The sequence below is a fragment of the Streptomyces sp. MBT65 genome (genome assembly GCF_016612545.1).
Taxonomy (GTDB): Bacteria; Actinomycetota; Actinomycetes; order Streptomycetales; family Streptomycetaceae; genus Streptomyces.
This window is the reverse complement of record NZ_JAENRY010000395.1, coordinates 1-7,334: the sequence shown is the minus strand read 5'-3', so window position 1 is coordinate 7,334 and position 7,334 is coordinate 1. Positions and strand designations below refer to the sequence as shown.

At 68.4% G+C, this 7,334-nt stretch carries 7 protein-coding genes and 1 pseudogene; 4 read left to right on the top strand and 4 right to left on the bottom strand.

Annotated elements, in window-relative coordinates:
• Positions 1–146 precede the first annotated feature (146 nt).
• On the bottom strand, positions 147–614 hold the full coding sequence (locus JHN63_RS46120) for a RidA family protein (protein ID WP_200691112.1): 468 nt from the start codon (positions 612–614) through the stop codon (positions 147–149).
• Positions 611–769: a DUF4177 domain-containing protein gene (locus tag JHN63_RS46115; RefSeq protein WP_019063748.1), complete on the bottom strand. Its 159-nt coding sequence runs from the start codon at positions 767–769 to the stop codon at positions 611–613. Before JHN63_RS46115 ends, JHN63_RS46120 begins: the two co-directional genes overlap by 4 nt.
• A gap of 151 nt (positions 770–920) precedes the next feature.
• Between JHN63_RS46115 and JHN63_RS46110 the strand changes: the two genes are divergently transcribed.
• On the top strand, positions 921–1,898 hold the full coding sequence (locus JHN63_RS46110) for an ArsA-related P-loop ATPase (protein ID WP_043667505.1): 978 nt from the start codon (positions 921–923) through the stop codon (positions 1,896–1,898).
• Positions 1,895–3,337, top strand: a complete 1,443-nt coding sequence (locus JHN63_RS46105) for an ArsA family ATPase (RefSeq protein WP_200691111.1) — start codon at positions 1,895–1,897, stop codon at positions 3,335–3,337. The genes JHN63_RS46110 and JHN63_RS46105 overlap by 4 nt, the downstream gene beginning before the upstream one ends.
• A 64-nt stretch (positions 3,338–3,401) precedes the next feature.
• On the opposite strand, the gene wblA is transcribed toward JHN63_RS46105, so the two are convergent.
• Positions 3,402–3,740, bottom strand: coding sequence for a transcriptional regulator WblA (gene wblA, locus JHN63_RS46100; RefSeq protein WP_019063745.1), 339 nt, complete (start codon positions 3,738–3,740; stop codon positions 3,402–3,404).
• Between the two features lie 407 nt (positions 3,741–4,147).
• Between wblA and JHN63_RS46095 the strand changes: the two genes are divergently transcribed.
• On the top strand, positions 4,148–6,412 hold the full coding sequence (locus JHN63_RS46095; RefSeq protein WP_200691110.1) for a transglycosylase domain-containing protein: 2,265 nt from the start codon (positions 4,148–4,150) through the stop codon (positions 6,410–6,412).
• A 133-nt stretch (positions 6,413–6,545) separates the two neighbouring features.
• Here JHN63_RS46095 and JHN63_RS46090 read toward each other — a convergent pair whose 3' ends face one another.
• Complete coding sequence (locus tag JHN63_RS46090) at positions 6,546–7,013, bottom strand: GatB/YqeY domain-containing protein (RefSeq protein WP_200691109.1); 468 nt, start codon at positions 7,011–7,013, stop codon at positions 6,546–6,548.
• Positions 7,014–7,116: 103 nt separating this feature from the next.
• Between JHN63_RS46090 and JHN63_RS46085 the strand changes: the two are divergent.
• Positions 7,117–7,334: pseudogene (locus JHN63_RS46085) on the top strand (metallophosphoesterase); the annotation flags it as partial.

The following is a 7,334-nucleotide window of genomic DNA, read 5'->3' as shown; positions in this document are numbered from 1 at the left end:
GCGCTGATGCGCTCGGGCCACTCCTCCGGGTACCACTGACCGTTCGCCATGGGCGGAGGCTATCCCGTAGCGCGCGGATGTTCGAGAGGCAACAACGTGCACTCCAGGACGCCGATCACGCCCGATCGCACCCTCCGGGACAGCGACTACGCCTGCGTCAGCTCCACCTGGATCTCGACCTCGACCGGTGAGTCCAGCGGCAGTACCGCCACGCCGACCGCGCTCCGCGCGTGCACGCCCTTGTCGCCGAGGACCTCTCCGAGGAGTTCGCTGGCGCCGTTGACGACGCCGGGCTGGCCGGTGAAGTCGGAGGCCGAGGCGACGAAGCCGACGACCTTCACCACGCGCGCGACGCGGTCCAGGTCACCCGTGACGGACTTGACCGCGGCGAGGGCGTTCAGCGCGCAGGTGCGGGCCAGTTCCTTGGCCTCCTCCGCGGTGACCTCGGCGCCCACCTTGCCGGTGACCGGAAGCTTGCCGTCCACCATGGGCAGCTGGCCGGAGGTGTACACGTAGACACCGCTCTGCACGGCGGGCTGGTACGCGGCGAGCGGCGGGACGACCGCCGGCAGGGTCAGACCGAGCTCGGCCAGCCGCGCCTCGACGGCGCTCATGCCTTCTCCCGCTTGAGGTAGGCCACCAGTTGCTCGGGGTTGTTCGGCCCGGGCACGACCTGGACGAGCTCCCAGCCGTCCTCGCCCCAGGTGTCCAGAATCTGCTTCGTGGCGTGGACGAGCAGCGGCACAGTCGAGTATTCCCACTTGGTCATGCCGCGACTTTAGCGGCTGCGAACCGGCCGCCCGCGGTCGCGTTGTCCGTCGCGTACCCGTCGCCTACCCGGCGCGTATCCATCGTGCTGTCCGTCGCGTTATCCACAGCCTCCCGCTTGGTTCGGGCGCGGACTGGTTAGGCTCGAAGACGTGAGCAGGCTCCAGGTCGTCAGTGGCAAGGGCGGTACCGGCAAGACCACGGTGGCCGCGGCCCTCGCGCTGGCCCTGGCCACCGAGGGGAAGCGGACGCTTCTCGTCGAGGTCGAGGGTCGCCAGGGCATCGCGCAGCTCTTCGAGACGGAGACGCTGCCTTATGAGGAGCGGAAGATCGCCGTCGCTCCCGGGGGCGGGGAGGTGTACGCCCTGGCCATCGACCCCGAACTGGCCCTTCTGGACTACCTCCAGATGTTCTACAAACTCGGCAGCGCGGGCCGCGCCCTGAAGAAACTCGGCGCGATCGACTTCGCGACCACGGTCGCGCCCGGCCTCCGGGACGTCCTCCTGACCGGCAAGGCTTGCGAGGCCGTACGCCGCAAGGAGAAGAGCGGACGGTTCGCCTACGACTACGTGGTGATGGACGCGCCGCCCACCGGCCGCATCACCCGTTTCCTGAACGTCAACGACGAGGTCGCCGGGCTCGCGAAGATCGGCCCGATACACAATCAGGCGCAGGCGGTGATGCGGGTCCTGAAGTCCCCGGAGACGGCCGTGCACCTGGTGACGCTCCTGGAGGAGATGCCCGTCCAGGAGACCGCGGACGGCATCGCCGAACTACGGGCGGCCCGGCTGCCGGTGGGCCGGATCATCGTGAACATGGTGCGCCCCGAGGTGCTGGACGCGGCCGACCTCGATCTCGTACGGGCCGTGCCGCGCACCGCCGTGGCGCAGTCGCTGTCGGCCGCGGGCCTCGGCGGGGCCCGGCGCGGCGGCAACGCCGAGAAGCTGGTGGATCCGCTGCTCGCGCAGGCCGAGGAGTACGCCGAGCGGTACGCGCTGGAGCACGACCAGCGGGCCGTACTCGCCGAGCAGGGCCTGCCGTTGCACGAACTGCCGTTGCTCGCCGAGGGCATGGACCTCGCGGGCCTGTACGAACTCGCCACCGAGCTGCGGAAGCAGGGGATGTCATGAGTCCGGACCCGGCCCGCGCACAGGACACCGCCCGCCCCCGCCAGGCGTCCGCCGCACAGGACACCACCCACGGCTCCCGCTCCCACCACATCTCCCACGCGCGCGTGCTCGACGTCGACCCGCTGATCGACGACCCGGAGACTCGCATCGTGGTGTGCTGCGGCTCGGGCGGGGTCGGCAAGACGACCACCGCGGCGGCGCTCGGACTGCGGGCGGCCGAGCGGGGGCGGAGAGTCGTCGTCCTGACCATCGACCCGGCCCGGCGGCTCGCCCAGTCCATGGGCATCGACTCGCTGGACAACACCCCGAGGCGCGTGAAGGGCGTCGACGGGGACGGCGAACTGCACGCCATGATGCTCGACATGAAGCGCACCTTCGACGAGATCGTCGAGGCGCACGCGGACCGCGAGCGGGCGGCCGCGATCCTGAACAACCCCTTCTACCAGTCGCTCTCGGCGGGCTTCGCGGGCACGCAGGAGTACATGGCGATGGAGAAGCTGGGCCAGTTGCGCGCCCAGCACGACTGGGACCTGATCGTCGTGGACACCCCGCCGTCCCGTTCGGCGCTGGACTTCCTGGACGCGCCGAAACGTCTCGGCTCGTTCCTGGACGGCAAGTTGATCCGGCTGCTGACCGCCCCGGCGAAGCTGGGCGGCCGGGCCGGGATGAAGTTCCTCAACGTCGGCATGTCGATGATGACCGGCACGATCGGCAAGCTGCTCGGGGGTCAACTCCTCAAGGACGTCCAGACGTTCGTGGCCGCCATGGACACCACCTTCGGCGGGTTCCGCACGCGCGCGGACGCGACGTACAAGCTGCTTCAGGCGCCCGGCACCGCGTTCCTGGTCGTCGCGGCCCCGGAGCGGGACGCACTGCGCGAGGCCGCGTACTTCGTGGAGCGGCTGGCGGCCGAGGAGATGCCGCTGGCCGGTCTGGTGCTCAACCGGGTGCACGGCAGCGGAGCCGCCCGGCTGTCGGCCGAGCGGGCACTCGCCGCCGCGGAAAATCTTGAAGAGACCCGCATTGTCGATCAGATGGGCGGGAAAGCTGGACTTCGTAACTCTCCCGACACGTACGGCAGTTCAGAATCTCCCGCTTCCGAGACAACAGCTCGTGCCGCAGCTCCTGACGAAGGCTCCCCCGCCGACACCGACCAGGATCGGTCCGCCGCCACGGACGACCAGCCGCCCGGCGACGAGCGGTCCGACGAGCGATCCGTGGACCAACTCACCGCAGGCCTGCTCAAGTTGCACGCCGACCGCATGCGGCTGCTCTCCCGTGAGCAGCGCACACGTGACCGCTTCACCGCACGCCACCCCGAGGTGGCCGTGGCCGAAGTGGCCGCGCTGCCCGGCGATGTGCACGACCTCGCGGGGCTGCGGGACATCGGGAACCGGCTCGCGGCCGGTCGGCCGGAGCTGCCCGAGACGAAGGTCTGACGCGGATCTCCGGGCGCGTGCCCCGGGGATCGCCCGAGGTCGGCCGCGAAGGGACCGGTGGGCCTCAGCCCACCGCCGCGTAGTTCTCGTAGATCTCGTCGTCGTCGAGGGGGATGATGCCGACCCCTCGCTCGTACTCGATACGCGCGGTCTCCAGTAGCCGGCGCCATGAAGTGACAGTGGGCCGCCTGCGCAGCAGTGCGCGGCGCTCCCGCTCCGTCATTCCTCCCCACACGCCGAATTCGACGCGGTTGTCGAGCGCATCGGCGAGGCACTCCGTGCGTACCGGACATCCGGTGCACACTGCCTTCGCCCTGTTCTGCGCTGCTCCTTGAACGAACAGTTCATCCGGATCGGTAGTGCGGCAGGCCGCCTGCGCACTCCAGTCGGTTACCCAGCCCATACCGGCGCCGTCCTCTCCCGAATCGAGGCTCCCCCACGGCGGCAGCGGCATATTCACCGCCGCCAGTTGAGGACGTTACGGAAGGTGGGCACAGCGCAACACCCCCTTCGGGCCCAATCTTGAATGGCCCGAACGGACTATGGGTAAGCGGCAGATCACCCGGGGGAGTGAGCTGGCGACATGCGTGACTTTCCCGGCAAACCGGGACAGTTGACATGCGCCACAAGGGGCACCAGGTGACACAGGAGGCGGATTCGGACACGCCCCCGACAAAAAACTGGGCAACGACCGGAACGATTCGGGGTCGCCGGACGTATTGATACGTGACCGCTCTGCTGTGACAGTTGAGAGCAGCTTAGGCCAAGGCCTATACACGTGTCCGGCGAATGAGAACGTAGGCTGCCCCCATGCCAAAAAAGCGCTCGGGTGGTGGTCTGTCCCCTCTGCAGCAGGCCACCAAGTTCCTCGGTGTCAGTGTGCTCGCCGGTGCCGTCATGGCCGGAATCGCGTTGCCCGCGGCCGGCGCGCTGGGGCTCGCCGCCAAAGGCTCGGTCCAGGGGTTCGACGACATCCCGGACAGTCTGAAGAGCCCTCAGCTGAGCCAGCGCACCACGATCCTGGACAGCAAGGGCAACCAACTGGCCTCGGTCTACTCCCGTGACCGCACGGTGGTGGAGCTCAAGGACATCTCGCCGTACATGCAGAAGGCGATCGTCGCGATCGAGGACTCGCGCTTCTACCAGCACGGCGCGATCGACCTCAAGGGCGTCCTGCGCGCCCTCAACAAGAACGCGCAGAGCGGCGGGGTGTCCCAGGGGGCCTCGACCCTCACGCAGCAGCTGGTGAAGAACTACTTCGTCGAGGAGGCCGGTGACGACCCGACGAAGGTCGCGCAGGCCACCCAGCAGACGCTCGGCCGCAAGGTCAAGGAGCTGAAGTACGCGATCCAGATCGAGGAAAAGCTCGGCAAGAAGAAGATCCTCGAGAACTACCTGAACATCACCTTCTTCGGAGAGCAGGCCTACGGCGTCGAGGCCGCGTCCGAGCGCTACTTCTCCAAGCACGCCAAGGACCTGAACCTCCAGCAGTCGGCGCTGCTGGCGGGCATCGTCCAGTCGCCCACGCGCTACGACCCGATCAACGACGAGGCCGAGGCCAAGAAGCGGCGCAACACCGTGCTGGCCCGCATGGCCGAGGTCGGCGACATCTCCAAGGCGGAGGCCCTGGCGGCCGAGAAGACCGACCTCGGCCTCAAGGTCAGCCAGCCGAAGAACGGCTGCATCACCGCGGTCAAGGGCGCCAGCTTCTTCTGCAAGTACGTCGAGAAGGTCTTCCTGAGCGACCCGGTCTTCGGCAAGACCAAGGAGGCCCGCGCGAAGATCTGGAACCAGGGCGGCCTGACGATCCGTACGACCCTGGACCCGCAGGCCCAGGCCTCGGTGCAGTCCTCGCTCAAGGACCACATCTACAAGTCGGACTCGGTCGCCGCCGCGGCCACCCTGGTCGAGCCGGGCACCGGCAAGATCCTGGGGATGGGCCAGTCGAAGCCGTACGGCTACGGCAAGAACGAGACGGAGTACAACTACTCGGTCAACGCCGACATGGGCGGCTCGAACTTCGGCTTCCCGACCGGTTCGACGTTCAAGCCCTTCGTCGCGGCGGCCGCACTGGAGCAGGGCCTGCCGGCCACCCAGCAGTACCCGGCGCCGTACTCGATGGACTACCCGAGCCCCGTCTCGACCTGCAGTGGCAAGAACTGGGTCAACACGGACGGCGCGACGGTGGAGAACGAGAGCGAGTCGGAGAAGGGTCCGTACGAGCTGAAGGAGGCGATGGCCAAGTCGGTCAACACCTACTTCGTGCAGATGATCTCCGACATCGGTCTGTGCCCCGTGGTGAACATGACCAGCAAGCTGGGGGTCGTGCAGGGCAACGGCGACAAGATCCCCGAGGTCCCGGCCATCGCGCTCGGCTCCAAGGGCCTCTCCCCGCTGACGATGGCCTCCGCCTACGCGGCCTTCGCCAACGAGGGCACGTACTGCACGCCGATCGCGATCGAGTCCATCACCCAGAGGGTGGGCAACCAGCAGAAGTCGCTCGCCGTCCCCAAGTCCACCTGCTCGCGGGCGATGAGCAAGAAGACCGCCGACACCATCAACACCGTGCTGCGCGGCGTGGTCGACTCCGGCACCGGCCAGGAGGCCGGCCTCACCGACCGCCAGAGCGCCGGTAAGACGGGTACGACGGACGCGCGCAAGAACGCCTGGTTCGTCGGCTACACCCCGAACCTGGCCGGCGCGGTCTGGGTCGGCAGCCCCAAGCAGAACGTCGAGATGACCAGCATCCGCATCGGCGGCGTCTGGCACGACCAGGTCTACGGCGCCGACACCCCCGGCCCGATCTGGAAGGACGCCATGACCGGCGCCCTGGAAGGCAAGCAGGTCGAGAACTTCCAGCTCGTCAACATCCCGGACCCCGTCAAGGAGAAGGACAAGAACAACGACGGCGGCAAGAACAACGACAACGGGGGCAACGACAACGGCGGCACCACCACCGGCACGACCGACGGCGGCACCACCCCGGACCCCACGTTCTCCCTCCCGGACGGCTTCATTCAGGGCACGTCGAACGGCGGCAACAACGGCAACGGAAACGGCGGCAACAGGGGCTAGCAGCCGGCAGCCCGGCTGCCGGTGGTTCTCCTGCTTCTCCGTCCACCTTCTTCGTCTACGACGACGGGGGCGCCCCTTTTCGCAAGGGGCGCCCCCGTCGTCGTAGAGAAATGTGTCTCTCCAGAAGGCCGGTTCAGCCGGCGAGGAGCTTCTTGACCACGGCGGCGACGCGGCCGCCCTCGGCCAGGCCGGCCACCTTCGGGTTCACGATCTTCATGACGGCACCCATGGCGCGCGGTCCCTCGGCGCCGGCGGCCTTCGCCTCCTCGACCGCCTGGGAGACGATCGCGGTCAGCTCCTCGTCGCCGAGCTGCTTGGGCAGGTACTCGGCGAGGACCTCGCCCTCCGCCTTCTCCTGCTCGGCCTGCTCGGGGCGACCGCCCTGCGCGAAGGCGTCCGCGGCCTCGCGGCGCTTCTTCGCCTCCTTGGTGATCACCTTGAGGACCTCGTCGTCGGAGAGCTCGCGCTTCTCCTTGCCCGCGACCTCCTCCTTGGTGATCGCGGCGAGCGTCAGCCGGAGCGTGGAGGAACGCAGCTTGTCCTGCGCCTTGATCGCGGTGTTGAGGTCTTCCTGGAGCTTCGACTTGAGCGTGGTGGTCATGGGTTTGATTCTCGCAGGTGCGTGAGGTCGGCCGCCCGCCGATTTACGAGGCGGTGGCCGACGGGATGTCAGGCGTGTCAGTGGGGTCTGACACGATGGAGGAATGCGCGCGCGATACGGAGTACCCCTGGGAATTGCGGCGGCCGGTGCCGCCGGTCTGGTCTACGCGGCGGGCTTCGAGGCCCGCTCCTTCAGACTGCGCCGGGTGACGGTCCCGGTCCTGCCCCCCGGTATGCGCCCGCTCAGAGTCCTCCAGGTCTCCGACATCCACATGGTCGGCGGCCAGCGCTGCTTCTTGCGCTGGCCGCCGACCATGTGGAT